17 protein-coding genes, 1 tRNA gene and 8 pseudogenes are annotated in these 25883 nt (G+C 68.4%); 21 read left to right on the top strand and 5 right to left on the bottom strand.

What is annotated here, in order from left to right:
* Positions 1 to 46: 46 nt before the first annotated feature.
* From H0I39_RS16105 to H0I39_RS16095, 3 genes are all read right to left on the bottom strand, one after another.
* Positions 47 to 2008, bottom strand: coding sequence for a propionate--CoA ligase (locus tag H0I39_RS16105; protein WP_180551843.1), 1962 nt, complete (start codon positions 2006 to 2008; stop codon positions 47 to 49).
* A gap of 113 nt (positions 2009 to 2121) precedes the next feature.
* A complete protein-coding gene (locus tag H0I39_RS16100) occupies positions 2122 to 2541 on the bottom strand; it encodes a polyhydroxyalkanoate granule-associated phasin (protein WP_257645844.1) in 420 nt (139 codons plus the stop codon).
* 143 nt (positions 2542 to 2684) lie between these two features.
* Positions 2685 to 4142 carry a DASS family sodium-coupled anion symporter gene (locus H0I39_RS16095; RefSeq protein WP_180551161.1) on the bottom strand — a complete coding sequence of 486 codons (1458 nt, stop codon included), beginning with the start codon at positions 4140 to 4142 and terminating at the stop codon, positions 2685 to 2687.
* 483 nt (positions 4143 to 4625) lie between these two features.
* Here H0I39_RS16095 and H0I39_RS16090 point away from each other — a divergent pair, with 483 nt between their 5' ends.
* Complete coding sequence (locus tag H0I39_RS16090; RefSeq protein WP_257645843.1) at positions 4626 to 5138, top strand: hypothetical protein; 513 nt, start codon at positions 4626 to 4628, stop codon at positions 5136 to 5138.
* A gap of 224 nt (positions 5139 to 5362) precedes the next feature.
* Positions 5363 to 5824, top strand: a complete 462-nt coding sequence (locus H0I39_RS16085) for a DUF6841 family protein (protein ID WP_180551160.1) — start codon at positions 5363 to 5365, stop codon at positions 5822 to 5824.
* Positions 5825 to 5973: 149 nt separating this feature from the next.
* Here the strand turns inward: H0I39_RS16085 and H0I39_RS16080 are convergent.
* Positions 5974 to 6554: pseudogene (locus H0I39_RS16080) on the bottom strand (superoxide dismutase).
* A gap of 81 nt (positions 6555 to 6635) precedes the next feature.
* A pseudogene (gene xseA, locus H0I39_RS16075) lies at positions 6636 to 8041 on the bottom strand (exodeoxyribonuclease VII large subunit).
* Between the two features lie 402 nt (positions 8042 to 8443).
* On the opposite strand from xseA, the gene H0I39_RS16070 reads away from it, so the two are divergent.
* The 19 genes and pseudogenes from H0I39_RS16070 to H0I39_RS15985 all read left to right on the top strand — a co-directional run bounded on the left by H0I39_RS16070 (position 8444) and on the right by H0I39_RS15985 (position 25881).
* Positions 8444 to 9109: a MotA/TolQ/ExbB proton channel family protein gene (locus H0I39_RS16070; RefSeq protein WP_180551159.1), complete on the top strand. Its 666-nt coding sequence runs from the start codon at positions 8444 to 8446 to the stop codon at positions 9107 to 9109.
* Positions 9106 to 9513 (top strand): annotated as a pseudogene (locus tag H0I39_RS16065) (ExbD/TolR family protein); the annotation flags it as partial. The gene H0I39_RS16070 and the pseudogene H0I39_RS16065, both read left to right, overlap by 4 nt.
* 387 nt (positions 9514 to 9900) lie before the next feature.
* Positions 9901 to 10973: pseudogene (gene lpxK / locus H0I39_RS16060) on the top strand (tetraacyldisaccharide 4'-kinase).
* Entirely contained in the window at positions 10970 to 11341 is a 372-nt protein-coding gene (locus H0I39_RS16055; RefSeq protein ID WP_180551157.1) for a VOC family protein, read from the top strand. The pseudogene lpxK and the gene H0I39_RS16055 overlap by 4 nt, the downstream one beginning before the upstream one ends.
* Positions 11342 to 11355: 14 nt before the next feature.
* Entirely contained in the window at positions 11356 to 11565 is a 210-nt protein-coding gene (locus H0I39_RS16050; protein ID WP_180551156.1) for a Trm112 family protein, read from the top strand.
* Positions 11566 to 11648: 83 nt separating this feature from the next.
* Positions 11649 to 13421, top strand: coding sequence for a carboxylesterase/lipase family protein (locus H0I39_RS16045; RefSeq protein ID WP_180551155.1), 1773 nt, complete (start codon positions 11649 to 11651; stop codon positions 13419 to 13421).
* A 96-nt stretch (positions 13422 to 13517) separates the two neighbouring features.
* Entirely contained in the window at positions 13518 to 14285 is a 768-nt protein-coding gene (gene kdsB, locus H0I39_RS16040) for a 3-deoxy-manno-octulosonate cytidylyltransferase (protein WP_180551154.1), read from the top strand.
* Between the two features lie 239 nt (positions 14286 to 14524).
* Positions 14525 to 15181 carry an adenylate kinase gene (adk, locus tag H0I39_RS16035; RefSeq protein ID WP_180551153.1) on the top strand — a complete coding sequence of 219 codons (657 nt, stop codon included), beginning with the start codon at positions 14525 to 14527 and terminating at the stop codon, positions 15179 to 15181.
* Between the two features lie 163 nt (positions 15182 to 15344).
* On the top strand, positions 15345 to 16010 hold the full coding sequence (gene lexA / locus H0I39_RS16030; protein ID WP_180551152.1) for a transcriptional repressor LexA: 666 nt from the start codon (positions 15345 to 15347) through the stop codon (positions 16008 to 16010).
* 166 nt (positions 16011 to 16176) lie between these two features.
* On the top strand, positions 16177 to 16548 hold the full coding sequence (locus tag H0I39_RS16025; protein ID WP_180551151.1) for a hypothetical protein: 372 nt from the start codon (positions 16177 to 16179) through the stop codon (positions 16546 to 16548).
* 177 nt (positions 16549 to 16725) lie between these two features.
* Positions 16726 to 17733: a D-2-hydroxyacid dehydrogenase family protein gene (locus H0I39_RS16020; protein WP_180551150.1), complete on the top strand. Its 1008-nt coding sequence runs from the start codon at positions 16726 to 16728 to the stop codon at positions 17731 to 17733.
* Between the two features lie 489 nt (positions 17734 to 18222).
* Positions 18223 to 19751, top strand: a pseudogene (locus H0I39_RS16015) (3-hydroxyacyl-CoA dehydrogenase).
* A 203-nt stretch (positions 19752 to 19954) separates the two neighbouring features.
* Positions 19955 to 20185, top strand: coding sequence for a hypothetical protein (locus tag H0I39_RS16010; protein ID WP_180551149.1), 231 nt, complete (start codon positions 19955 to 19957; stop codon positions 20183 to 20185).
* 19 nt (positions 20186 to 20204) lie between these two features.
* Positions 20205 to 20982, top strand: a pseudogene (locus H0I39_RS16005) (oxepin-CoA hydrolase, alternative type).
* A gap of 628 nt (positions 20983 to 21610) precedes the next feature.
* Positions 21611 to 22329, top strand: a pseudogene (locus tag H0I39_RS16000) (Crp/Fnr family transcriptional regulator).
* A 15-nt stretch (positions 22330 to 22344) separates the two neighbouring features.
* Entirely contained in the window at positions 22345 to 23430 is a 1086-nt protein-coding gene (locus H0I39_RS15995) for a phosphotransferase (RefSeq protein WP_180551148.1), read from the top strand.
* A 64-nt stretch (positions 23431 to 23494) separates the two neighbouring features.
* Positions 23495 to 24753, top strand: a pseudogene (locus H0I39_RS22535) (acyl-CoA dehydrogenase family protein).
* A gap of 67 nt (positions 24754 to 24820) precedes the next feature.
* Positions 24821 to 25768, top strand: coding sequence for a glutathione S-transferase N-terminal domain-containing protein (locus H0I39_RS22530; RefSeq protein ID WP_307776828.1), 948 nt, complete (start codon positions 24821 to 24823; stop codon positions 25766 to 25768).
* 36 nt (positions 25769 to 25804) lie between these two features.
* Positions 25805 to 25881: transfer RNA gene (locus H0I39_RS15985), tRNA-Pro, on the top strand.
* The last annotated feature ends 2 nt before the right edge of the window (positions 25882 to 25883 follow it).

The following is a 25883-nucleotide window of genomic DNA, read 5'->3' as shown; positions in this document are numbered from 1 at the left end:
GGCCGCCGCCGCGGCGCAAGACCACGCCCGCGTCAGGGTGAAGCGGTCAGGCCTTGCCGCCGACCATGTCCTTGATCTGCTGCAGCGCGGTCGGGTCTTCCATGGTGGTCAGGTCGCCGGGGTCGCGCCCCTCGCACACGGCCTGCACGGCGCGGCGCAGCAGTTTGCCGGATCGGGTCTTGGGCAAGGTGTGCACGAAGCGCACGCGCGCCGGTCGCGCCACGGCGCCCAGCGAGCCATCGACGAGCTTCATCACCTCGCCCTCCAGCTTGAGCAGCGCGGCCTCGTCGCCCAGGATGCTGGCATCCTTCAGCACGGCAAAGGCCATCGCCACCTGCCCCTTCAGCTGGTCGGCAACGCCCACCACCGCCACCTCGGCAATGTTGGGATGGCTGGCCACGGCCTCCTCGATCTCGCGCGTGCCCAGGCGGTGGCCGGCCACGTTGATCACGTCGTCGGTGCGGCCGAGGATGAAGTAGTAACCATCCTCGTCGCGGATGCCCCAGTCGAAGGTGCTGTAGACCAGCTTGTTGGGCACGCTGGACCAGTAGGTGTTGAGAAAGCGCGCGTCGTCGCGCCACACGGTCTGCATGCAGCCGGGCGGCAGCGGGCCTTCGATGGCGACCACACCCTTCTGGTTGGCGCCGGTCAGCTCGGCGCCGGTCTGGTCGTCGAGCAGCTTGACGTTGTAGCCGTACACCGCCTTGCCGGGCGAGCCGAACTTGGTCGGCGTGGGCTCGACGCCGTTGCACACCGTCAGGATCGGCCAGCCGGTCTCGGTCTGCCAGTAGTTGTCGATGATGGGCTTGTTCAGCGCGCCGCTGATCCACTGCGCGGTCGGCTCGTCCAGCGGCTCGCCGGCCAGGAACAGGGTGCGCAGGCTGGACAGGTCGTACTTGCTGAGCAGCGCCGGATCCTGCTTCTTGAGCACGCGCACCGCCGTCGGCGCGCTGAACATCACGGTGACCTTGTACTTCTCGACCAGCTGCCACCAGATGCCGCCATCGGGCCGCGTGGGCAGGCCCTCGTACATGATGGTGGCCATGCCGCCGATCAGCGGGCCGTAGATGATGTAGCTGTGGCCCACCACCCAGCCGATGTCGCTGGTGGAGAAATAGGTTTCGCCCGGCCGGCCGTCGTAGATGTGCTTCATCGACGCGGCCAGCGCCACGGCGTAGCCGCCGGTGTCGCGCTGCACGCCCTTGGGCTTGCCGGTGGTGCCGCTGGTGTACAGCGTGTAGCTGGGGTGCGTGGCGTCGACCCACTCGCAGGGCACCTGCGTATTCAGGTGCTTGTCGCGCTCGGCTGCCCACAGGCGGTCGCGCCCGGCTTCCAGGGTCATGGGCACCAAGCCGCGATCGACCAGCAGCACCGCACCCGGCTTGTGCTTCGACAGGCGGATGGCCTCGTCCAGCAGCGGCTTGTAGGGCACGGCCTTGCCGCCGCGCGAACCGGCGTCGGCGCTGACGATGACCTTGGGCTCGGCGTCCTCGATGCGGGTGGCGAGCGAGCCCGACGCGAAGCCGCCGAACACCACCGAATGCAGCGCCCCGATGCGCACGCAGGCCAGCATGGCAAAGGCGGCCTCGGCGATCATGGGCATGTAGATCAGCACCCGGTCGCCCTTGCCCACACCGAGGTCCTTCAGCACCGCCGCCATGCGCTGCACCTCGGCGTGCAGTTCGCGGAAGGTGTAGACCTTTTCCTGGTCGGTCTCGGTGGAGACGAAGATCAGCGCCGGTTGTTCGGCGCGGTCCTTCAGGTGCCGATCGACCGCGTTGTGGCACAGGTTGGTGGTGCCGCCCACGAACCATTTGGCGAACGGCGGCTTGCTGTAGTCGCAGATGGTCTGCGGCGGGGTCTGCCAGTCGATCAGCCGGGCCTGTTCGGCCCAGAAAGCGTCGCGGTCGTCGATGGAACGACGGTAAAAGTCGGCGTAGCTGCTCATGCTTGTCTCCTCGGTCCTTCTTGTCTGCAAGCCGACACGGAACGCCCGCTTGCCACCGATTTCTGAATTCTTAATTATCGGCGCACTGCACTTGCGGAAAGCTGACTTCGCCCTTGACCGCGCGCCTTGACAGGAAATGGGCCCCGGCACGCTGCGGCCGGGGGCGCAACTGGTCAGCGCGCGCTGCGGTTCAGGCGGCGGGCATTGGCCACCGCACGGCGGCGCACCGGCGTGATGCCGCGGTGCGTCACGTCCAGCATCGAGGCCAGCACGCGCTGCTGCGCGCTGGTCGACAGGTGCTGGAGCGTGGGCGGGTTCATCCAGCCGCCCAGCGCCACCTTCCACCAGGTCTGCATCCACCACAGCGCGAACTGCTGCTGCGCGGCGAAGGTCTGCCGCGACATGGCCATCCACGACTCGTGAAAGGCAGCCACCTTCTCGGCCCCCATCAGGTAGAACTCCTGCTGGTCGCGGCCGTTGGGCACCACGCCCGCGGTCATCATGCGGCCCACGCGGTGCGCGACGACCTGCGGCACGGCCGCCACCATCTGCGCGGTATCACGACTCAGGCGCCGTTGCTTGGCTGTCACCATGGTTTGAACTCCAGTCAACCGACACCCACTGCGGCGACATCGCCCAGCCTTCACAGTGAAAGCTGCTTGCGCAGAAAACAAAGAGTCTGGAGGCGAAAAAGCGCTCCAGACTCTTTCATGGCGTCAGGCGCCTAGTGTATCCATCACCAGTAGCCCAGCACACGCCACCAGGTGGTGCCCACCACCAGCCAGATGACGATGAGCACCACGCTCATCACGGCACCGGTCTTCCACCATTCGCCCAGCGTGGCGTAGCCCGAGCCGAAGATGACCGGCGAGGTGCCCGTGGCGTAGTGCGTCAGCGTCATCATGATGTTCGAGGCCGCCGCCATCATGAGCGCGAACGGGAAGGCCGGCGCACCCAGCGCCAGGCCGGCGCCGTAGAACGCGGCGAACATGGCCGTGATGTGCGCCGTGGTGCTGGCGAAAGCGTAGTGCGCGTACAGGTAGGCCAGCATCAGCAGCGCACTCGCCTGCATCCAGCCCAGGCCCAGGCTGCCGATGCCGGTCTCGATGCTCTTGGCGAACCAGGTGATCAGGCCCAGCTTGTTGAGGAAGGTGGCCATCATCACCAGCGCGCCGAACCAGACGATGGTGTCCCAGGCGCTCTTTTCCTTGATCACGTCGTCCCAGGTCAGCACGCCGGTGATCAGGCACAGCGCCAGGCCGATGAAGGCGGTGGTGGTGGCGTCCACCGCCCAGCCGGCGCCCAGCAGCATGGCCGGGATGCCGGCCCACAGCACCAGCAGGATGGCGAACACGCCCAGCATGATCATCTCGCCGCGCGTGATGGGCCCCAGCTGCTGCAGCCGCTCGCGCGCGAACTGCGCGGCGTTGGGCGTGCTCTTGATCTCGGGCGGATACAGCATGTAGACGATCAGCGGCATCACCGCCAGCGCCACCAGCCCCGGCAGCAGCATGGCCAGCGCCCAGGTGCCCCAGCTGAGCTGGATCTGCGCGCCGGTCACGTCGGCGATCAGCTTCACCACCAGCGGGTTGGGCGCCGTGGCGGTGATGAACATGGCTGAGGTGATCGGGTTGGCGTGGTAGTTGGTCAGCGCCAGGTAGCGGCCGATGCGGCCCTGCGTGCCCTTCTCGGGGTCCGAGTCGTAGCTGCCCGCGATGGCGCGCATGATGGGGTGGATGATGCCGCCGCCGCGCGCCGTGTTGCTGGGCGTGACAGGCGCCAGGATCAACTCCGACAGCGCCAGCGAATAGGCGATGCCGATGGTCTTCTTGCCCCACACGGCGATGAACAGGTAGCCGATGCGCGCGCCCAGGCCCGTCTTGATGATGCCGCGCGAGATCATGATCGACACGCCGATCAGCCAGATGAGCGAGTTCGAGAAGCTGCTCAGTGCATCGGCAATGGCGCCCGACGGCTTGTCGTTGGTGACGCCGGTGACGGCCACCAGCGCCACGGCGATCATCGACAGCGCGCCAATGGGCATGGCCTTGCCGATGATGGCGGCGATGGTGCCCACGAACAGCGCCAGCAGGTGCCAGGCATTGGGCGTCACGCCCTCGGGCACGGGGATGACGAACCAGATCAGCAGCGCGATCGCAACGGCGATGGCGGCGGGTAGCGGCTTGAAGCCCATGCACTCTCCTTTCGTTGAACCTTCAGGCATGTGACGCGCACCGCATGACACTTGCATGACAGCGCGCACGGTTCATCGTGGCACGCCGCCACAGCGGCAGGATTGACGCGCATCAAGACTCGCATGGGCGCGCGGGCCGGCGCGGCCAGGCCGCAACAACCGCTGCATTGCAGCCGACGGGCGCTGGCATGGTGGGCACATGCCGCTGTGCAAAAGCGCTGGCAACTACATTATTGATAGCTTCCAGCGCTTGATACAAGGGCGCTGCAGGCCTTTTTATCTGAAATCGGGGCATTACAGACTGTTGCAGCGCAGCGGGGAATAGCCGCTAGCCTGAACGCGTTGTCCTTGCAAGAAGTCGAACCTGTGGCGCTGGCCAAAGGTTCGGCCTCTGGACTGCGGCGCGGCATGGCGTGGCCTGCGGCGGTCCGGCATGTCGCCAAGGAATCCCCCAGACGAACACGCTTTCATGGAGAGATGAAGATGAAGATGAACCTGAAACCACTGCATCGCCAGCTCACACTGGCCGCCATCGCTGCCCTGGCCCTCGGCGCCGGCGTGGCCCACGCCGACGAGGTGGTGTGCAACGGCCGCATCGACGCCGTGTCGATCGACGGCGACGTGAAGGTGCCCAGCAACGTGGCCTGCACACTGGCCGGCACGCGGGTGGACGGCAACGTGAAGGTCGAGTCCGGCGCCTCGCTGGCCACGCAGAACGCGCGCATCGGCGGCAACGTGCAGGCCGAGAACCACCGCCAGGTCAACCTGGCCGGCGGCGCGGTGGGCGGCAGCGTGCAGCTCAAGCAGGGCGGCGGCGCCAACATCGCCAGCGTGTCCGTCAAGGGCGACATCCAGCTGTTCGAGAACCGCGGCGCGCAGACGGTGCGCAACAACCGGGTCGACGGCAACCTGCAGTGCAAGTCGAACAGCCCCGCGCCCACCGGCGGTGGCAACATCGTGCAGGGCAACAAGGAAGACCAGTGCGCGCGACTGTAATGCGCCACGCCAAGCTTTCAGTTTGATAGCTTCCGGCGCCCTCCCCATGGGCGCTGAAGGCCGATAACACCATCAAAACACGGACCGGGCGGGCAACGCCCTGGTCCGCGTGGCCGTTGTGGCGGCGGGGTCGGGCTGCAGATCAAAGCGCAGGAAAACTATGGTTTCGATAGCTGCTGGCGCACAATGGACGGGCGCTGCAGCCTTGTTTTTCCTGAAACGCCATGACCGACATCGACGCCTTCTTCGCCCGCTACGAACAGGGCGCCAACAGTTTCGACCCCGATCTGGTGGCCGCGCAGTTCACCGACCCCTTCATGGGCGGCGACCCGAACGGCGTGATGAGCGCGCGCAACGACGAAGCCTTCCGCCAGAGCATCCCGCAGCGCCAGGCCTTCATGCAGGGCATCGGCTTTCGCTTCGCCAGGGTGCTGCATGTCGCCGCCACGCCGCTGGACGCGCACTACACCATGGCCAAGGTGCACTGGCACCTGCGCTTCGAGAAAACGTCGGGTGCGCCGCAGGACTTCCGCTTCCACATCACCTACTTCCTGTTCGACCCCGACAGTGGCACCGGGCCGAAGGTGGCGTTCTACATCTCGCACGAGGACGAGCAGCAAGTGATGCGCGAGGCGGGGTTGTTGCCCGACGCGCCCACGGACGGCCACCCGGTCGCCGTAGCCTGAATGAAAAATACTCCCAGTACATCTATCTGCTACCGCCCATCCAGTAGGCGCAAAACAAACATACTCCCCACCAAGGAAGCAACCCTGCTGGCGCATGCGCATGAAAAAGCCACCTCGCGGTGGCTTTCTTCATGGTGCGGTGAACCCGATCAACCGAAGTTCTTGGCCGCGAAGTCCCAGTTGACCAGCTTGTCGAAGAAGGTCTCGACGAACTTCTGGCGCGCGTTGCGGTAGTCGATGTAATAGGCGTGCTCCCACACGTCCACCGTCAGCACCGGGGTGTCGCCGGTGGTCAGCGGGTGCCGGCGGCGCCCATGTTGACGATGTCGACGCTGCCGTCGGCCTTCTTGACCAGCCAGGTCCAGCCGCTGCCGAAGTTGCCCACGGCGCTGGTGACGAAGGCTTTCTTGAAGTCGGCATGGCTGCCCCACTTCTTCTTGATCGCGTCGGCCAGCGCGCCGCTGGGCTCGCCGCCGCCCTGCGGCTTCATGCAGTTCCAGAAGAAGGTGTGGTTCCAGATCTGCGCGGCCTGGTTGTAGATGCCGCCGCTGGATTTCTTGACGACGTCTTCGAGTTCCATGGCCTCGAACTCGGTGCCCTTCTGCAGCTCGTTCAGCTTGTCGACGTAGGCCTTGTGGTGCTTGCCGTGGTGGTATTCCAGCGTTTCCTTGCTGTAGTCGGGGGCCAGCGCGTCAATGGCGTAAGGCAGGGGAGGCAGGGTGCGTTCCATGTCGGTTGTCCTTTTTGATCGTGGGGTTGAACGTGACAGGCAGCCATGATAGGCCGCCCGGCGCCGAGGCATTGTAGGAACTCAGCCCGAACGCCGCCCGAGCACCCTCAGATCAACCTTGCCGTCGGCCAGGGTGGCGGCCAACGGCTGGCCGGGCGTGGTCTGCGCGGCGCGGGTGACGGGGTGGCCGGCCTCGTCCTGCAGCCAGGCGTAGCCGCGCTCCAGCACGCGCTGCGGGTCGAGCGCGGCCAGGCGCAGCGCGGCGCGCTCCAGGCGCTGCTGGGCGGCCTCCTGCTGGCGCGCCAGCGCGGCGGGCAGGCGCTCGGCCAGGCGCTGCAGGCGCACGCGCTCGGCCGCCAGCGCGGGCGGCACGGCGCGCGGCAGGCGGTCGGCCCAGCGGGCGAGCTGGGTGCGCTCGCGCTCCAGCCGCAGCGCCAGGGCGTGGCGCAGGCGCTGCTCGGCACGGCCCAGCCGCAGGTGCTCGGCCGCCACGGCCTGCGACGGCCGGCCCAGGCGGCTGGCCAGCCAGTCGATGCGCTGCGCCTCGGCATCGAGCCGGCGGCGCAGGGCGCGGTCGATGCGCTCCTGCAGCGTGTCGATGCTGCCCAACCACTGCTCGCGCGGCGCACTGGCCAGCTCGGCGGCGGCCGTGGGCGTGGGCGCGCGCAGGTCGGCCACGAAGTCGGCGATGGTGAAGTCGGTCTCGTGTCCCACCCCGCTGATGACCGGCACCGGGCTGGCGCCGATGGTGCGGGCGAGCTGCTCGTCGTTGAAGGCCCACAAATCCTCGATGGAGCCGCCGCCGCGCACCAGCAGGATGAGGTCGATGGGCGGCGGAGAGTTTTGCGCCAAATCGGCCTCCAGCGCCCGTCCGTCCTGCGCAAGCAGATACAAATTCTGTAGCGCCTGGCACAGCTCGGCCGGCGCCCCGGCCCCTGCACCGCCGCCGGCGCCAGCAGCACCGGGATGTGCGGCACGCGCCGCGCCAGCGCATGCAGCACGTCGCGCAGCGCCGCCGCGCCCAGCGAGGTGACCATGCCGATGCCGCGCGGCATGGCCGGCAGCGGGCGCTTGGCCGCCGCATCGAACAGGCCTTCGGCCTCCAGCTTCGCCTTCAGCCGCAGGAACTGCTCGAACAGCGCGCCCTGCCCCGCGCGCTGCATGGATTCGACCACCAGCTGCAGGTCGCCGCGCGGCTCGTACACCGTCAGGCGGCCGCGCACTTCCACCTCGTCGCCCTCGCGCGGGCTGAAGGCCAGCAGGCCGGCCGCGCGGCGGAACATGGCGCAGCGCAACTGGCCGCTGTCGTCCTTCAGTGAAAAGTAGCAATGCCCGCTGGCCGCGCGCGTGAAGCCCGAAACCTCGCCGCGCACCGCGACGGGGTTGAATCGCGCCTCCAGCGCGTCCGCCAAGGCACGCGTCAGCGCCCCAACTGGCCAGATGCGCGGCGCCGTTGCTGGCTTGGGCAGGTCGAATCCAGTGTTCATGCGGGTTGCAAGGCCATTTGCGGCGTCTGGGGGCGGCCAGTACTCCACAGCAGGGCGCCAGCGGGGCCGCGCGCGCCAGAACATCCGCAAACGCTGATGAATTGGTGCAAGTGCTTGTCATGCCTTGATTTTTGCTGCCCGCTGCGTCATCAATCTGTCAAGAACCGCGCCAGTGCGTGCTTGCGGCGGGATGACGGGGGCATTCTTCACAAAGTTATCCACAGAATCTGTGCACCGGCGCGGGTCATGGTGCCATGGCGGCGATCCGTGCGCTTGTGCACGTTTGCCGGCGCGCGTGCAGCCCGGTGGCCGAGGCGGCGCGGGGTACGCCATAATCGCGCGCATCCTTTTTGCGGGCGCCCGGCCCAGCCGGTGTGTGCCGCGCCGCACGAGAGAAAACCCTTGCTTTCCATCATACAAGCCGCCGGCTGGCCCATCTGGCCGCTCATCCTGTGCTCCATCCTGGCACTGGCCTTCATCATTGAGCGCTTCATCAAGCTCAAGACCAGCCGCGTGCTGGGCAGCAACCTGGTGGACGAGGCCATCGGCGTGTCGCGTGATTCGGTGCCGGCGCCCGACACCGTGAACCAGCTCGAACAGCACTCGGCCCTGGGCCAGGTGCTGGCCGCCGGCTGGCGCGCCATCAACAACAACCCGCGCTGCACCCCGACCGAGATGCGCGCCGCCATGGAGGCCGCGGGCCGCTCGGCCACGCACCGGCTGGAGCGCTACCTGCCGGCGCTGGCCACCATCGCCAGTGCCGCGCCGCTGCTGGGCCTGCTGGGCACGGTGATCGGCATGATCGAGATCTTCGGCTCGCAGGCGCCCGCCGCCGGCAGCGCCGTGGGCGGCGGCAACCCGGCGCAGCTGGCGCACGGCATTTCCATCGCGCTCTACAACACCGCCTTCGGCCTGATCGTGGCGATTCCGGCGCTGATCTTCTGGCGCTACTTCCGCGCCCGGGTCGACGGCTACATCCTCGAGCTGGAACTGGCCGCCGAGCGCTTCGCGCGCCACCTGGAGCCGCTGTGCCCCGGCCGCGCGCCGGCCGACGGAGCGCGCAAGTGAAATTCCGCCCCCACCCGCCCGAGGAGCCGGAGATCAACCTGATCCCGTTCATCGACGTGCTGCTGGTGATCCTGATCTTCCTGATGCTGACGACGACGTACAGCAAGTTCACCGAACTGCAGGTGACCCTGCCCGTGGCCCACGCCGACGCCTCGCGCGACCGGCCCAAGGAGATCGTGGTGGCCGTGGCCTCCGACGGCCGCTACGCCGTGAACAAGGAGCCGCTGGCCGGCAACAGCGTGGAGGCCGTGGCCAATGCCCTGCGCGCCGTGGCCGCCCAGGACAGCATCCTGATCATCAGCGCCGACGCCGCCGCGCCGGTGCAGGCCGCCGTCACCGTGATGGACGCCGCGCGCCGCGTGGGTTTGACGCAGATCACCTTCGCCGCCAGAACCGGGGCATCCCCTGAGCGCCTGACGGCGCCTCCCCTTCTCTCGCTGCGCGGGAAATGGGGGACGCACCCGGCGGGCGGGCCAGGCCCTTCCGCAGTGCCCTGACATGGTCTTGCTCCGCGGCCTTTTGATGTCACAAGGGTTGCGCCCTGCCCGGAAACCCCTCTCCCTCTGGGAGAGGGCTGTGGTGAGGGCCAACCCAGCGAAAAAGATAGCTGCCCGCGCAAGCCCCACGGGCGCTAGAAGCCGATTTCACCCACAACCCACAAGCACCACAGCACGCCCAGGCCGGCTACCGCGCGCCGCGCCTGGCCGATGACACAATGGGCTGACCCGGCGCGGCGATGAAAGGCCGTCCGGCCATGCAAGCGCCTGCTGCTCGTCGTTCCGCCATTCCCGATGTCTCGCATCCCGCTCGAACACCGCCTGCGCGCCGCCTGGCAACGGCGCGGGCCGCTGGCCGTGGTGCTGTGGCCGCTGTCGCGGCTGTACGGCGCGCTGGCGGCACGCGAACGCGCGGCTTACAGCAGCGGCGCGCGGACGGTCACCCGCCTGCCGGTGCCCGTGGTGGTGGTCGGCAACGTGGTCGCCGGCGGCGCGGGCAAGACGCCGACCACGCTGGCCATCGTCGACCACCTGAAGGCGCGCGGCTGGCGGCCGGGCATCGTCTCGCGCGGGCACGGGCGCGCCGGCGACGACTGCCGCGAAGTCATGCCCGACAGCGACCCGCGCGCCGTGGGCGACGAGCCGCTGCTGCTGCGCCGCCGCGCTGGCGTGCCGGTGGCCGTGGCGCCGCGCCGCGCCGAGGCGGGCCAGGCCCTGCTGGCGGCGCACCCCGGCTGCGACATCCTGGTCTGCGACGACGGACTGCAGCACGGGGCGTTGGCGCGCGACGTGGAAGTGTGCGTGTTCGACGCGCGCGGCACGGGCAACGGCTGGCTGCTGCCCGCCGGCCCGCTGCGCGAACCTTGGCCGCGCGCGGTGGATCTGGTGCTGTTCACCGAAACGCCATCAGCACATGGGGAGCGGGCCAGCCCGCTCCCACAAGCGCTGGTCAGCACCCGCCCACCTTCACCGCCACCCGCCGCCTGGCCGACGACGCATTGCGCGCCGACGGCAGCCGCGTGCCGCTGGCCGAATTGCAAGGCCAGCCGCTCAGCGCCGTGGCCGGCATCGCCCGGCCCGAGGCCTTCTTCGCCATGCTGCGCGCCGCAGGCCTGACACTGGCGCGCACGCAGGCCCTGCCCGATCACTACGATTTCAATAGCTGGCAGCGCCCGCCAGACAAGCGTGAAACCCTGATTTGCACCGAAAAAGATGCGCTGAAGCTGTGGCGCCACGACCCCGCCGCGCTGGCCGTGCCGCTGGTGCTGGACGTACCGGCCGCCTTCTTCACCGCGCTGGACGGCCGCCTGGCGGCGCAGGGCTATCATCCGCGGCACACCACCGCGCCCGCGCCGCGCACGCCATGATTTCGCACATCGACCACATCGTCCTCACGGTTGCCGACATCGAGCGCTCGGTCGCGTTCTACGTTCGCGTGCTGGGCATGCAGGCCGTCAGCTTCGGCAACGGTCGCCGCGCGCTGCAGTTCGGCCAGCAGAAGATCAACCTGCAGACCCTGGGCATGGAGCCGCGCAACCACGCCGCCGTGGGCGCGGGCGATGTGTGCCTGATCACCGACTGGCCCACCGCGCGCGTGCTGGCCCGCCTGGCGGCCGAGGGCGTGCCGGTGCTCGAGGGCCCGGTGACGAAATCCGGCGCCCAGGGCCCGATCGAATCGGTGTATTTCAACGACCCCGACGGCCACCTGATCGAGGTCAGCCGCTACCCTGATTGAAAAGAGTCAACCGCATGGACACCAAGCTGCTCGAACTGCTCGTCTGCCCCGTCACCAAGGGCCCGCTCGACCTCGACCGCGAGAAGCAGGAGCTGATCTCGCGCTCGGCCCGCCTGGCCTACCCCATCCGCGACGGCATCCCGATCATGCTGGAGGGCGAAGCGCGCGCCGTGCCGGCCGAGGAGATCGAGGCCATGCCGCCGCGCACCCCGGTGCTGGGGTAAACACGCGCCCCGCGGTGCTTGTAGCACTGCCTCCCGGCCATTAGCATCGCGCCCGGAGACAACCCACACAGGAGCACCGCGCGATGAAGCCGATCAACGCCACCCGCTGGCTGACCGCAGGCGCCATGGCCACCACCCTTGTTCTCAGCGCCTGCGGGGGCAGCAGCGATGCCCCCGAAACCCGCGACACCGCCTACGGCAAGGTCCAGGGTGTGGACGACGGCGCGAAGTCGGGCACGTACTACTGGAAGGGCATCCCGTTCGCCCAGGCGCCCGCCGGCGCGCTGCGCTGGAAGGCGCCCGTGGCGCCCACGGCCTGGAAGGACACGCTGCAGGCCACGCAGTTCGGTGCCTCGTGCATCCAGAACCCGCGCATGTACAGCCCGGGCAACGCCAACACCTTCGACGCCAGCGTGGGCGACAACATTCTCAGCGGCCACACGCCCGGCAGCGAGGACTGCCTGTCGCTCAACATCTGGCGCCCGGCCACCAACGAGAAGAACCTGCCGGTCATCGTGTTCATCTACGGCGGCAGCAACATCACCGGCTACAGTGGCGACCCGCTGTACGACGGCGCGGCGCTGGCGAAGAAGGCCAACGCCGTGGTGGTGTCGGCCAACTACCGGCTGGGGCAACTGGGCTTCTTCCGCCACCCGGCGCTGCGCGACACCGCCGTCGACCCGACGCTGACGCCCGAAGACCAGTCCGGCAACTTCGCCGTGCTCGACATCATCGCCGCGCTGAAGTTCGTGCAGGGCAACATCGAACACTTCGGCGGCAACAAGGCCAACGTCACGCTGTCGGGCCAGTCGGCCGGCGCCATCAACGTGCTGGCCGTGCTGACCACGCCGGGCAACCGCGCGGCCGGCCTGTTCCACCGGCTGGCGCCCCTGTCGGGCGGCATCTCGGTGGCCACCAGCCCGGGCTTTCCGCAGCCGGCCAACAACCTGCAGGGCAACAACGGCACCATCCCGGCGCTGAACCCCGTGGCCACCTACGAAGCGCTGTCGAACATGCTGCTGATGAAGCTGCTGATCGACGACGGCACCGCCGCCGACGTGGCCGGCGCCACCGCCTGGGTGCAGTCGCATTCCAACGCCGAGATCGCCGCCTACCTGCGTGGCAAGCCCGCCAGCACCATCCTGAAGGTGGGCCTGAAGACCGTGGGCGGCCTGCCCAACACCACGGCGTCCGGCCCCATCCCTGAAGGCACCGTGGTGCCCACCGACCCGATTGCCGCCATCCTGGCCGGCGATTACGTCAAGGTGCCCGTCATGTCGGGCATGACGAACCACGAAGGCAAGCTGCTGTCGTCCTTCCTGCCGCTGGTCGGCCACCCGGTGGGCATCAAGCTGCCGGATGCGCAGCTGTTCCCCATCCTGTTCGACGCGGGCAAGGCCAAGGCCGCCACCTTCCACGACATCGTGAACCCCGCCTATGCCGACGGCGCGGCCTATGACGTGGCCATTGCCGACCTGGACGCCAAGTTCTTCGTCGCCCTGCGCGACAACTTCATGGACGCGCTGGCCACGCAGACGCCCAACCAGCTGTGGAGCTACCGCTTCGACTGGAAGCAGGAGCCCGCGCCCTGGAATGACGTCTACGGCGCGGCCCACGCGTTCGACCTGGCCTTCCTGTTCGGCAATTTCGGCCCGTCGCTGTATTCGAACGTGATCGTCAGCGACGCCAACAAGGCCGGCCGACTGGCCCTGTCGGACGCCATGATGTCCACCCTGGCCGCCTTCGCGCGTAGCGGCAACCCCAACACCGGCGCATTGGGCGCGAACTGGCCCAACTGGCCGAATGTGCTGCTGTTCGACGCCACGCTGGCAGCCAAGCAGATCAGCGTGCAGTAAACCCCTTCATCGCCTGGCCCGGCCCGCGGGCCCACCAGCGATGCAAGACAATGGCCGCGTTCCGCGCTGGAGCGCGGCCATTTCTCTGCGCTCGCCATGCCCTTCACCGTCCTCATCCCCGCCCGCCTCGCCTCCACCCGTCTGCCCAATAAGCCGCTGGCCGACATCGGCGGCAAGCCGATGATCGTGCGCGTGGCCGAGCGGGCCGAATGCTCCGGCGCGGCGCAGGTGGTGGTGGCCGCCGACGCACCCGAGATCCTGAGCGCCTGCGCCGCCCACGGCGTGCGCGCCGTGCCGACCCGCGCCGACCACCCCAGTGGCAGCGACCGCCTGGCCGAGGCCTGCGCCCTGCTGGGCCTGCATGGCGACGACGTGGTGGTGAACGTGCAGGGCGACGAGCCGCTGATCGACCCGGCACTCATCGACGCCGTTGCGGGTTTGTTGAAGAAACAGCCGCTGGCGCAGATGGGCACTGCGGCGCACGCTATCGAAACCGTAGAAGACTTCACCAACCCCAACGTGGTGAAGGTGATCACCGACGCGCGGGGCCTGGCCCTCACCTTCAGCCGCGCGCCGCTGCCCTGGTGGCGCGACGGCTTCGCGCAGGGCATCACGCAGTTGCCGACGGCACCCGCGCCGCTGCGCCACATCGGCCTTTACAGCTACCGCGCCGCCTTCCTGCGCGCCTTCCCGTCGATGCCGCCCGCGCCGCTGGAGCAGTGCGAGGCGCTGGAGCAACTGCGCGCCCTGTGGCATGGCCACCGCATTGCCGTGCACTTCACGCCCCACGCGCCCGGCGCCGGCGTGGACACGCCCGAGGACCTGGCACGGGTGCGCGCGCTGTTCGACGCCACGCACGGTTGATGCGCCCGCGGCCGGCAGTCACTTCAATTTCAATAGCTGCTGGCGCCTGTCAAACCTTGATTTCAATGTCTTTTCTCTTGAATTCAAGCTACAGCCTGCGCAACCCACTATCAAAACAAAAGCAACCAACCCGCGCCGTGCGCTGTAAGCCAGTCTCAAGCGGCTGCGTGCTATTCTCGCCAGCGACCGCGCACCGGCCCTGCTGCCGATGCCGCCACCACGCATAAACGAGGAGCAAGATGAGACTCATTCTTCTGGGCGCCCCCGGCGCCGGCAAGGGCACGCAAGCGGCCTTCATCTGCCAGAAATACGGCATCCCGCAAATCTCCACCGGCGACATGCTGCGCGCCGCCGTCAAGGCCGGCACGCCGCTGGGCCTGCAGGCCAAGAGCGTGATGGAATCCGGCGGCCTGGTGAGCGACGACCTCATCATCAACCTGGTGAAGGAGCGCATTGCCCAACCCGATTGCGCCAACGGCTTCCTGTTCGACGGCTTTCCGCGCACCATCCCGCAGGCCGAGGCGATGAAGGACGCCGGCGTCAAGCTCGACTACGTGCTCGAGATCGACGTGCCCTTCGACGCCATCATCGAGCGCATGAGCGGCCGCCGCAGCCACCCGGCCAGCGGCCGCACCTACCACGTCAAGTTCAACCCGCCCAAGGTCGAAGGCAAGGACGACGTGACCGGCGAGCCGCTGGTGCAGCGCGACGACGACAAGGAAGACACGGTGCGCAAGCGCCTGGACGTGTACAGCCAGCAGACCCGCCCGCTGGTCGACTACTACGGCAACTGGGCCAAGGCCGACCCGGCCAACGCACCCAAGTACCGCGCCATCAGCGGCACCGGCACGGTCGAGGACATCACGGCGCGCGCACTGGCGGCACTGGCCAGCTGAGCCCGCGCTGCCTTCCCCCGCCCAGGGCCTTCGTTCTCGAAGGCCCTTTTTCATGCGCCGGTGCCTGGCGACGATGGGGCTTGCATTGCGCGCCAAACTGGTTAAAAATACAGTTACTGGATATCAACACAGTCATTCCATCCTGCCGCGCAAGAGGTCGCCCATGTCCGACACACCCAAGCTCACCGCCCGCCAGCAGCAGATCCTGCAACTGGTGCAGCACGCCATCGCCCGCACCGGCGCACCGCCCACGCGGGCCGAGATCGCGGCGCAGCTCGGCTTCAAATCCGCCAACGCGGCCGAGGAGCACCTGCAGGCCCTGGCGCGCAAGGGCGTGATCGAGCTGGTCAGCGGCACCTCGCGCGGCATCCGCCTGAAGGGCGCCGGCCGCACCGGCGTGCGCGGCGACAGCTTCAGCCTGCCGCTGCCCGGCATGGCGCAGCTGGCGCTGCCGCTGGTGGGCCGCGTGGCCGCCGGCTCGCCCATCCTGGCGCAAGAGCACGTCGACCAGACCTACCACATCGAGCCCGGCCTGTTCCCCCAGCGGCCCGACTATCTGCTGCGCGTGCGCGGCATGTCGATGCGCGATGCCGGCATCATGGACGGCGACCTGCTGGCCGTGCAGGCCACGCGCGATGCGCGCAACGGCCAGATCGTGGTGGCCCGCTTGGGCGACGACGTCACCGTCAAGCGCTTTCACCGCCACAAGAACCAGATCGAACTGGACGCCGAGAACCCCGACTACCCCACCATCGTCGTGCAGCCCGGCGAGCCGTTCGAGATCGAGGGCCTGGCCGTAGGCCTGATCCGCAACAGCATGCTGATGTAGCGCCTTTGCCCGGTGCCGCCGCAGGTGGCGGGCGTGCAGACGAGGCAGCGGCGCTTTGGCCGCTTCCATCGTCCACACCCTGCGGCAGCGCCATCAGATGGGTGCCAGCGTGCCCCATCCGTCAATCCTGCCTGTGTCCAACCTCGCTTTCCCTGAAAGGTTTTACATGGGAACCAACGTCATCCACCTGGCCGACTGGGCCGTGCCCAGCTATCGCCGCCACCGCGGTGCTGCCACGCAAGGCAGCACGCCGCCCGACAGCGCCTGGAGCGCCATGGCGCGCCGCCGCGTGGCACAACGGCGCGCCGCCGAGCAGGCCGCCGGCCAGCGCACGTTGGCGCTGGTGCCTGCAGCCGAAACAGCCGGCGCCCCCGCCACCGGCACGCCGGCGGTGCGCGTCACCCACCTCGTGGATGCGCGGCAGCCGGCGGGCGACAGCGGGCGCCTGCGCATCTCGGGCCGGCTGATCGACGTCTGCGCCGAGCTGGAGCGTCTGGCCGCCGCCGAGGCGCAGGCCGCCCTGCCCCGCCGCGCCTGAGCCTGCCGCGCACCGCCGCCGGCGCCCGGCGCGGGCGGCATGGCCAGCCCACGCCAGCCGCCACACGGCCGCTGGCCCCGCACACCGCCCGCGACCGTGTACGCGTACGCCCATGCGCGCGTGTACCCGTGCGCCCATGCGCCCGGCCGCCGCCGCGGCCAAAGGCACAATGCGGGCATGAACATCGTGATCCTCGACGACTATCAGGACGCCGTGCGCAAGCTGGCCTGCGCGTCCAAGCTGGAACAGTACCCGGCCAAGGTGTACACCAACACCGTCAAGGGCCTGGGCCAGCTGTCGGTGCGCCTGCGCGATGCCGAGGTGATCGTGCTGATCCGCGAGCGCACGCAGCTCACGCGCCAGCTGATCGAGAAGCTGCCCAGGCTGAAGATGATCTCGCAGACCGGCCGCGTCGGCGCGCACGTCGACGTCGCCGCCTGCACCGAACGCGGCATTGTCGTGGCCGAAGGCGTCACCTCGCCGGTGGCGCCGGCTGAGTTGACCTGGGCGCTCATCATGGCGGCCACGCGCCGCCTGCCGCAGTACATCGGCAACCTCAAGCACGGGGCGTGGCAGCAGTCGGGGCTGAAGGCGGCGTCGATGCCGCCCAACTTCGGGCTCGGGCAGGTGCTGCGCGGGCGCGTGCTGGGCATCTGGGGTTATGGCCGCATCGGCCAGATCGTCGCCAGCTACGGCCGCGCCTTCGGCATGCAGGTGCTGGTGTGGGGCTCGGCCGATTCGATGGCCCGCGCGCGCACCGACGGCCACGCCACGGCGCACAGCCAGGCCGACTTCTTCGCCTATGCCGACGTGCTGTCGCTGCACCTGCGCCTGTCGGACACCACGCGCGGCATCGTGCGGCTGGAGGACCTGAGCCGCATGAAGCCCACCGCGCTGCTGGTCAACACTTCGCGCGCCGAGCTGATCGAGCCCGACGCGCTGGTCAGCGCGCTCAACCGCGGCCGCCCCGGCATGGGCGCGGTGGACGTGTTCGAGGCCGAGCCCATCCTGCAGGGCCAGGCCCTGCTGCGGCTGGAGAACTGCATCTGCACGCCGCACATCGGCTATGTGGAGCAGGATAACTACGAGATGCTCTTCGGCGCCGCGTTCGACAACGTCATCAACTTCCTGCGCGGCACGCCGACGAACATCGTCAACCCGGGGGCGTTGCAGGTGAGGAGATGAGGGCATCCCCTGAGCGGCGAACGCCGCTTCCCTTCTCTCTTCGGGAAGGGGACAGCGCCAGCGGCCGGCGCATGTCCGTCCGCGGCGTTCGCTGGCATGGCCTGCTCCGCGGCCTTCTGGCTGGCTTGCCCGCGATGCGGCATCTCGTCGCCACCCACGCCTGATCGCGGGCCAGCCCGCGCCCACACGGCGGATGCGATCCACGCGACATCCGGGACTTGCTGGCGATCAAGCATTCCTGAAAGCAAATCCGCATGAAAGCGCGCGCCTTCACGCAATCCAGGCGATAGCCATTTGGCGCCATGCTTCAGTTCGAATATGAGAGCTTCTTGCGCCTGATAAGCAAGCGCCAAAGCCATTTTTCATGGTGAAGAATATTTCCAAGGTCCCCCTTTCTGCTGACGCGGCTTCAAAAGCGCCAGCCACCGCGCCCGCCGGCCGGTCCCGTGCGCGTCCTGGCCGGGCGCCCTGCTCCCCATAATGCGGCGCATGAGCACCACCACACCTCGCTTTCAGACGATCGGCATCGTCGGCACCGGCGCCATGGGCCGGGGCATTGCCCAGATTGCCGCACAGGCCGGCAGCACCGTGCTGCTGTTCGACACCCAGCCCGATGCCGTGACCAAGGCGCGCGACGCCGTGAGCACGCAGTGGGACAAGCTGGTCGAGAAAGGCCGCATCGGCGCCGACGCCGCCAGCGCCCAGAAGGCCCGCCTGAAGCCCGCCGCCGCCCTGGCCGACCTGGCCGGCTGCGACCTGATCGTCGAGGCCATCGTCGAAAACCTCGACGTCAAGAAAAAGCTGTTCGCCGAGTTGGAAGGCATCGTGCAGCCCACGGCGGTGCTGGCCACCAACACCTCGTCGCTGTCGGTCACGGCGATCGCCGCGGCGCTGAAGCGGCCACAGCAGTTCGCGGGCTTTCACTTCTTCAACCCGGTGCCGCTGATGAAGGTGGTCGAGGTCATCGCCGGCCTCAAGACCGATCCCGCGGTGTGCCAGGCGCTGGCCGAGTACGCGCGCCAGATGGGCCACACCCCGTGCAGGCCGAAGACACGCCCGGCTTCATCGTCAACCACGCCGGCCGCGGCTACGGCACCGAGGCGCTGCGCATCGTCAGCGAAGGCGTGGCCGATTTCGCCACCATCGACCGCATCCTGAAGGACCAGGTCGGCTTCAAGCTCGGCCCCTTCGAGCTGATGGATTTGACGGCGCTGGACGTGTCGCACCCGGTGATGGAATCCATCTACCGCCAGTACTACGACGAGCCGCGCTACCGCCCCAGCGTCATCACCGCGCAGCGCCTGGCCGGCGGCGTGGTGGGCAAGAAGGTGGGCGACGGCTTCTACAAATACGAAGGCGGCGCCGCGCAGATCGCGCCCGTGCCGCCCGTGCCGCAGGTCGATGACCTGCCGCCGGTGTGGGTCAGCACCCGCGCCGCGCGCCGTGCCGAGCTGTACCAGTTGCTGAAGGACCTGGGCGCCAAGATCGAGACCGGGCAGTCGCCCTCGCCGCAGGCGTTGACGCTGGTGGCGCCGCTGGGCTTCGACGTGACCACCGTCGCCGTGGTCGAGCGGCTGGACCCGGCCCGCACCGTCGGCATCGACATGCTGGTGGACGACGCCGCCACCAAGCGCCGCGTGCTGGCCACCAACCCCGCCACGCGCAGCGACATGCGCGATGCCGCGCACGCGCTGTTCGCGCGCGATGGCAAGGCCGTCAGCGTGATCCGCGACTCGGGCGGCTTCGTCACCCAGCGCGTGGTGGCCACCATCGTGAACATCGCCGCCGACATGTGCCAGCAGCGCGTGTGCACGCCGAAGGATCTAGAAACCGCCGTGACGCTGGGCCTGGGCTACCCGCTGGGCCCACTGGCCATGGGCGACAAGTTTGGCCCCGCCAACGTGCTGGAAGTGCTGTTCAACATGCAGACCGTGTACGGCGATCCGCGCTACCGCCCCAGCCCCTGGCTGCGGCGCCGCGGCGCCATCGGGCTGAGCCTGATGCATGAAGAATCGTGATGTCCACCCCTGTGTCGCCTGCGGCGCCTTCCCCCTCTGCTGCGCGAGGGGGACAACGCCAGTGGCCGGCACAGGTCCGTCCACGGCGTTCGCTGGCATGACCCGCGGGCCACGCAAAACGCTGCGGCCCCAAGGAGAATGCCGCTGAGTCGCTGCTGAACATAGGTTTTTAGCTATCTATAAAATAGCAAATGGAGACAACCATGACCACCACCCCAACACCCGACGCCAAGCCCCAAGGCGTCATTGCCAACCAGGAAGCCCTGCTGCAGACCGAGATCGACCGCGTGGTGCTGGAGCAATCCGGCCACAGCGCCGAAGAGCTGCAGAAACTGGCCGAGCTGGAACAACTGCCGCCGCTCAGCGACGACGAACTGGCGCGCCAGGCCGAGGCCGCCCCCGGCGCCGACGGCGACCCGTCCACCCCCGAATAGCCCTCTGCCGCACGACACCATGGCCGCCGAACTGCGCAGCACCGTCGAGGGTCGCACCATGGTGCTGACCATCAGCAACCCCGAGCACCGCAACGCGCTCGGCCCCGAGATGTACGCCGCCGGCGTCGAGGCGCTGAACATCGCCGAGACCAACCCCGACGTGCGCTGCGTGGTGCTGACCGGCGAGGGCGAGACCTTCTGCGCCGGCGGCAACCTGCAGCGCCTGCAGGCCAACCGCCAGAAACCGCCCGAAGTGCAGGCGCAAAGCATCGAGCAGCTGCACAGCTGGGTCGAGGCCATCCGCACCTTCCCCAAGCCCGTCATCGCCGCCGTTGAAGGCCCGGCGGCCGGCGCGGGCTTCTCGCTGGCGCTGGCCTGCGACCTGATCGTGGCCGCGCGCAACGCCGTGTTCGTCATGGCCTACAGCAGCGTCGCCCTGTCGCCCGACGGCGGCGGCAGCTGGAGCTGGCGCAGGCGCTGCCGCGCCAGCTGGTGAACGAGTTGCTGATGAGCGGCGAGCGCATCGGTGCACAGCGCCTGCACGAGCTGGGCGTGGTGAACCGCCTGTGCGATGCCGGCCAGGCGCTGGGCACGGCGCTGGAATGGTCCGAAAACTCGCGGCCCGCGCCCCCAACGTGATGACCAGCATCAAGGAGCTGGTGAGCGAAGCCGGCGCCCACGACCTGAGCACGCACCTGGCCGCCGAGCGCGACCACTTCGTGAAGAACCTGCACCACCCCAACGGCGGCATCGGCATTGCCGCTTTCCTGAACAAGCAGGTGCCGCGCTATGAATAGATGAGCCCGGCGCATCGCGCCTGGCGCTTCATCGCGCGGGTGCCTGCCCCAGCAGGCTGGTGGAAAGCTGCAAGCCATCTGCCCTGGCGGTTGCGGCGCTTGCCCCATGCGCAGCCACCCTCACCCCGCCCTCTCCCGCCAGCGGGAGCAAGAAAGCCGCCGCGCGAAGCAGCGGCGCTGACCAACCGAAGGCCGAGCGCAGCGATGGCCCGAGTGGACTTCCCCCCTCTGGCCGTGCCGAGAAGCGCAGGGCGTGGGGCGGGCGCGGCAGCGCAGCATGCCGCGCTTCGTGCTCTGACTCGCTGCGGTTGTTTGAGCGGCGTGAGCGCAGCGAACAAAGCGAGTTCCGCAGCGCCGCCCCGCGACCGAGCATCGCAGGTTGCCCGCAGCGAAGCGGAGGGACACGGCCAGTGGGGTCGCCTTTCTTTGGTTACTTTCTTTTGGCGAGACAAAGAAAGTGACTGCGCCGCCGGGCGCAATCCCGGCCAGCAGCGCATCCAACCCCATCGCCATCATCGCCCAGCGAAAAACGCAACGCAGCGCCCCACGCTGAAATCCCCCGCCCCGCCACCACCCCCGTCCCCCGGGCGACAATGCGAAGGTGTATCAGTCACCCATAAGACAGCCCATGGACGACCCCATTCTTACCATGGAGGAACGTACAGCGATCAACCAAGGCCGCTGGTTCTCCTCCCTCTCACCCTCGCTTCGTCACGACATCCTTCGATGCGCCCACGTCAAACGCTACCAGGACGGCGACCTCATCTGCAGCCGGGGCGACCCGGCCGAGCAATGGATCGCCTGTGCCAGGGGCTCGGTGCGGGTGTGCTCCACCACGCTGACGGGCAAGCAGATCACGCTGACCTACGTGGAGCCGGGCATCTGGTTCGGCGACGTGGCCATGTTCGACGGCGACCGGCGCACGCACGATGCCTATGCGCATGGCGCCACCACCACGGTGGGCGTGTCGCGCGCGGACTTCCAGAAAATCCTGGCCCTGCACCCCGAGCTGTACGAGGCCCTGCTGAAGCTGCACGCGCGCCGCATCCGCCTGCTGTTCGGCCAGGTGGAAGACCTGAACACGCTGCCGCTGCGCGCGCGCTGGCCAAGCAGCTGGGCCATCTGCTGCGCAGCTACGGCACGCCGGTGCCGGGCACCGAGCACGAAATGCGCATCACCCTGCAGCTGGCGCAGGAAGAACTGGCGCAGCTGCTGGGCGCCTCGCGCCAGCGCGTGAACCAGGAGCTGAAGACGATGGAGCGCGAGGACATCATCCGCATCGAGCCCGGCGGCCTGGTGGTGCGCAACGGCGCCGCGCTGCGCCGCATCAGCGAGGCTGAAGACTAGACATCGACACAACCCATGAGCAACGCAGAACAATTCACCGGCACCCGCGCCGTCTCCGAAGCGCACGCCTTCGACACCGCCGCGCTGTCGGCCTGGCTGGCCCAGCACCTGCCGGGCTTCGAAGGCCCGTTGAGCGTGGAGATGTTCAAGGGCGGCCAGTCGAACCCCACCTACAAGCTCGTCACGCCCGGGCAAAGCTACGTGATGCGCGCCAAGCCTGGCCCGGTCGCCAAGCTGCTGCCCTCGGCCCACGCCATCGAGCGCGAGTTCGCCGTGATGCGCGGCCTGCACTCTACCTCCGTGCCGGTGGCGAAGATGTACGCGCTGTGCGAGGACGAATCCGTCATCGGCCGTGCCTTCTACGTGATGGAGTTCGTGGCCGGCCGCGTGCTGTGGGACCAGTCGCTGCCCGGCATGACCAACGCGCAGCGCGCCGACATCTACGACGAGATGAACCGCGTCATCGCGGCGCTGCACAAGGTGGATTACAAGGCGCGCGGGCTGGAGGGCTACGGCAAGCCCGGCAACTATTTCGAGCGCCAGATCGGCCGCTGGAGCAAGCAGTACCTGGCCAGCGTCACCCAGCCCATCCCCGAGATGGACAGGCTGATCGAATGGCTGCCCGCCCACATGCCGGCCAGCGCACGCGATGAGAGCCTGACCAGCATCGTGCACGGTGATTACCGCATGGACAACCTGATGTTCCACCCCACCGAGCCGCGCGTGCTGGCCGTGCTGGACTGGGAACTGTCCACCCTGGGCCACCCGCTGGCCGACTTCAGCTACCACTGCATGTCGTGGCACATCCCGCAGGGCGCGTTCCGCGGCATCGGCGGCGTCGACATTGCCAGCCTCGGCATCCCGAGCGAGCAGGACTACATCCGCCGCTATTGCGAGCGCACCGGCTTCACCACGCCCGAGCAACTGGCGCCCGACTGGAACTTCTACCTCGCCTACAACATGTTCCGCATCGCCGCCATCCTGCAAGGCATTGCCAAGCGCGTGGAGGCCGGCACCGCCAGCAGCGCGCAGGCCAGGGCCAGCGGCGCCGGCGCGCGCCCCATGGCCGAGCTGGCCTGGGGATTCGCTCAAAAATCATAGCGCCTTGCGCTTGTATGACGCCGGCCGCAGCCGTTTTTAATCTCAAACCACAAGGACCAGAGACATGGATTTCGAATACAGCCCCAAGGTCAAGGAGATGCAGGCCAAGCTGCTGGCCTTCATGGACGAGCACGTCTACCCGAACGAGAACACCTACTACGACGAGGTGGCCACCAACCGCGCCAAGGGCAACGCCTGGGTGCCCACCAAGATCATCGAGGAACTGAAGCCCAAGGCCCGCGCCGCCGGCCTGTGGAACCTGTTCCTGCCCAAATCGCCGCGCGCGCCCGAGGGCCTGAGCAACCTCGAATACGCGCCGCTGTGCGAGATCATGGGCCGCGTGCCCTGGGCGCCCGAGGTGTTCAACTGCTCGGCGCCCGACACCGGCAACATGGAGACCATCGAGCGCTACGGTACCGAGGCCAACAAGGACGAATGGCTGGAGCCGCTGCTCAAGGGCGAGATCCGCTCGGCCTTCCTGATGACCGAGCCGGCCGTGGCCTCGTCCGACGCTACCAACATCGAATGCTCGATGCGCCGCGAGGGCGATGAATACGTCATCAACGGCCGCAAGTGGTGGTCGTCGGGCGCGGGCGACCCACGCTGCGCCGTCTACATCGTGATGGGCAAGACCGACCCCGAGGCGCCGCGCCATTCGCAGCAGTCGATGATCCTGGTGCCGTCCAACGCAAAGGGCGTCAAGGTGCACCGCCCGCTCACCGTGTTCGGCTGGGACGACGCGCCGCACGGCCACATGGAAGTGGAGCTGAAAGACGTGCGCGTGCCCGTCGGCAACCTGCTGATGGGCGAGGGCAAGGGCTTCGCCATTGCCCAGGGCCGTTTGGGCCCGGGCCGCATCCACCACTGCATGCGCAGCATCGGCGCCGCCGAGCGCGCGCTGGAGCTGATGTGCCAGCGCCTGAACGACCGCACCGCGTTCGGCCGCCGCATCTCCGAGCAGGGCGTGTGGCGCGAGCGCATTGCCGAGTCGCGCTGCATGATCGAGCAGGCCCGCCTGCTGACGCTGAAGGCCGCCTACATGATGGACACCGTGGGCAACAAGGTGGCGCAGGCCGAGATCGCCATGATCAAGATCGTGGCGCCCAACGTCTCCACCCGCGTCATCGACTGGGCAATCCAGGCCCACGGCGGCGGCGGCGTCAGCCAGGACTTCCCGCTGGCCTACAGCTACGCCCACCAGCGCACCCTGCGCCTGGCCGACGGCCCCGACGAAGTGCACCGCAACGCGCTGCCAAGCTGGAACTGGCCAAGCACATGGCCGGCGCCAAGGAAGTGGAAATGCCCATCACGCGCGGCAGCTGATGCCCCGCGGGCCCGCCCCGCACCAAGCAGCGCGCCCGCCCGCGCCACACAGGCGGCCATCGCCCCGATGGCCGCCTTTTTGGCTCGGCACGCTGGTCGGAGGCGGCCAAAACAAGCGATAGCCAATTGGCGCCACTTTGAAGTATCAATTCAAGAGCTGCTTGCGCCCGATATACAGGCGCTGATGGCTTTTTTATGGTCAAGAATATTTGACAAGTCCCCCTGTTTTGATGCACCCCGCATGGCCCTGCCCGCGGCATCCCCGGCCCGCCGACCGCACAATGCACGCTTGCAACCCAGAAAACCACGGAGCCCGCCTGTGATCGACCTCTATTCCTGGCCCACGCCCAACGGCCACAAGGTGCACATCATGCTGGAGGAATGCGCCCTGCCCTACCGCGTGCACCCCATCAACATTGGCAAGGGCGACCAGTTCACGCCCGACTTCCTGGCCATCAGCCCCAACAACAAGATCCCCGCCCTCGTCGACAGCGAAGGCCCCGACGGCCAGCCGATGTCGGTCTTCGAATCGGGCGCCATCCTGCTCTACCTGGCCGAGAAGACCGGCCGCTTCATGCCCGCCGACACGCGCGGCCGCTACGAGGTGCTGCAATGGCTCATGTTCCAGATGGGCGGCGTCGGCCCCATGCTGGGCCAGGCGCACCACTTCCGCATCTACGCGCCCGAGAAGATCGACTACGGCATCAACCGCTACACCAACGAGGCCCGGCGCCTGTACGGCGTGATGGACAAGCGCATCCAGCACACGGGCGCCTACATTGCCGGCGCCGACTACACCCTCGCCGACATCGCCATCTTCCCCTGGCTGCGCAGCTGGGAGAGCCAGGGCATCGACTGGGCCGACTACCCCGCGCTCAAGGCCTGGTTCGACCGCATCGGCGAGCGCCCCGCCGTGCAGCGCGGCGTGCAGGTGCTGGCCGAGCTGCGCCAGCCCGTGCGCACCGACGCGGAAAAGGAAGTGCTGTTTGGCCAGACGCAGTACCAGCGCCGCTGAAAACCCGCGCCGCCCGATGTAGAATCCGCGTTTCGTCGGAGCGTAGCGCAGCCTGGTAGCGCATCTGCTTTGGGAGCAGAGGGTCGCGAGTTCGAATCCCGCCGCTCCGACCATT

Origin of the sequence: Ottowia beijingensis, assembly GCF_013423955.1 — a bacterium.
GTDB classification, from domain to species: domain Bacteria; phylum Pseudomonadota; class Gammaproteobacteria; order Burkholderiales; family Burkholderiaceae_C; genus Ottowia; species Ottowia beijingensis.
The sequence above is the reverse complement of the archived record's forward strand: the minus strand, read 5'-3'. Positions and strand labels throughout refer to the sequence as shown.

Bases quoted from the DNA above. Each gene is read 5' to 3' on its own strand.
- H0I39_RS16090 (WP_257645843.1), top strand. From the start codon at position 4,626: ATGAAGATGAACCTGAAACCACTGCATCGCCAGCTCACACTGGCCGCC.
- H0I39_RS16010 (WP_180551149.1), top strand. From the start codon at position 19,955: ATGACCACCACCCCAACACCCGACGCCAAGCCCCAAGGCGTCATTGCC.
- H0I39_RS16055 (WP_180551157.1), top strand. From the start codon at position 10,970: ATGATTTCGCACATCGACCACATCGTCCTCACGGTTGCCGACATCGAG.
- H0I39_RS16045 (WP_180551155.1), top strand. From the start codon at position 11,649: ATGAAGCCGATCAACGCCACCCGCTGGCTGACCGCAGGCGCCATGGCC.
- H0I39_RS22530 (WP_307776828.1), top strand. From the start codon at position 24,821: ATGGCCGCCTTTTTGGCTCGGCACGCTGGTCGGAGGCGGCCAAAACAA.
- adk (WP_180551153.1), top strand. From the start codon at position 14,525: ATGAGACTCATTCTTCTGGGCGCCCCCGGCGCCGGCAAGGGCACGCAA.
- H0I39_RS16050 (WP_180551156.1), top strand. From the start codon at position 11,356: ATGGACACCAAGCTGCTCGAACTGCTCGTCTGCCCCGTCACCAAGGGC.
- H0I39_RS16085 (WP_180551160.1), top strand. From the start codon at position 5,363: ATGACCGACATCGACGCCTTCTTCGCCCGCTACGAACAGGGCGCCAAC.
- H0I39_RS15995 (WP_180551148.1), top strand. From the start codon at position 22,345: ATGAGCAACGCAGAACAATTCACCGGCACCCGCGCCGTCTCCGAAGCG.
- H0I39_RS16025 (WP_180551151.1), top strand. From the start codon at position 16,177: ATGGGAACCAACGTCATCCACCTGGCCGACTGGGCCGTGCCCAGCTAT.
- H0I39_RS16100 (WP_257645844.1), bottom strand. From the start codon at position 2,541: ATGGTGACAGCCAAGCAACGGCGCCTGAGTCGTGATACCGCGCAGATG.
- lexA (WP_180551152.1), top strand. From the start codon at position 15,345: ATGTCCGACACACCCAAGCTCACCGCCCGCCAGCAGCAGATCCTGCAA.
- kdsB (WP_180551154.1), top strand. From the start codon at position 13,518: ATGCCCTTCACCGTCCTCATCCCCGCCCGCCTCGCCTCCACCCGTCTG.
- H0I39_RS16020 (WP_180551150.1), top strand. From the start codon at position 16,726: ATGAACATCGTGATCCTCGACGACTATCAGGACGCCGTGCGCAAGCTG.
- H0I39_RS16095 (WP_180551161.1), bottom strand. From the start codon at position 4,142: ATGGGCTTCAAGCCGCTACCCGCCGCCATCGCCGTTGCGATCGCGCTG.